The organism is Adlercreutzia sp. ZJ138 (genome assembly GCF_011038935.1).
Taxonomy (GTDB): domain Bacteria; phylum Actinomycetota; class Coriobacteriia; order Coriobacteriales; family Eggerthellaceae; genus ZJ141.
The window spans coordinates 1-797 of sequence record NZ_JAAKEA010000012.1; the positions used below are offsets into that span (position 1 = coordinate 1).

The window sequence follows — 797 nt, forward strand, 5'->3', positions numbered from 1 at the left end:
GGCTGAAACCCAGAGTTCCGCATCGCCGAATTCCCTCATAACGAGAAGCTTTTGGGCGATATCATCATCAGGTGGTCGCTGTGTGTATAGATCGATGAGGACGTTGGTATCAAGCAAAACGCGCATAACGCTCATCCCTTGCTTTGTTAAGCTGTTCGTTGAATGGTTGATTGCTGACGGTGGGACCAACGTACATGGCCTCGAGTGCTGCGCGTATTTTTTCGACTTGCTGGGATGTGAGCGCTCGTTTTTGAGCCCCGGCGGCGCGGAGTGGCTCACGCGCTTTTGGGAGTTGTCGCTCTGCGAGGACAAACTCATAGGCGGCATTGATAAGCTGCGAAGGCGTAGATCCCAGCTCTTTTAAGGTGGCGTTCCCTCGTTCTTTCACGGCGACAGGAACACGTGCTGAAACGATAGCATCCATTCGTACTCCTTTCGGTTGCTCCTAGTATATTGTAATACTGTCTAACAAACAAGTTATTCTTGATATAGAAGTTTTTTCGTGCGGGCGAATTTGCTGCTTGCGTAGAGGATGTGCGGGCGTTATACTAACTAATCGCGTCTGTAGACATATTACCTGACTTCCGAGTTTCGATTTCATTTCTGGTGCTAAGAATTCGACATGGTTTGTAGGTGCACTTCGCTTTGTCTTTTAAACGTTGTGCACCCAAGCCATCGGTGCCATCAGGTGGGTCGTCCTATCCTTCGAACGTGCTTCGGTATGCAGCACTACTGAACATTGGGTATGTTGAATTGACAGTTGACGATGGAATCGATTTGTCCTTTCGTAAGGTAGT

Annotated in this window: 1 protein-coding gene; it reads right to left on the bottom strand. The window is 48.7% G+C overall.

Annotation, left to right across the window (positions count from 1 at the left end; genetic code table 11):
- Nucleotides 1–109 precede the first annotated feature (109 nt).
- Nucleotides 110–424 (bottom strand): hypothetical protein, encoded by a 315-nt coding sequence (locus G7Y43_RS06475; RefSeq protein ID WP_165045246.1) that lies wholly within the window; start codon nt 422–424, stop codon nt 110–112.
- Between the last annotated feature and the right edge of the window lie 373 nt (nt 425–797).

Bases quoted from the DNA above. Each gene is read 5' to 3' on its own strand.
- G7Y43_RS06475 (WP_165045246.1), bottom strand. From the start codon at position 424: ATGGATGCTATCGTTTCAGCACGTGTTCCTGTCGCCGTGAAAGAACGA.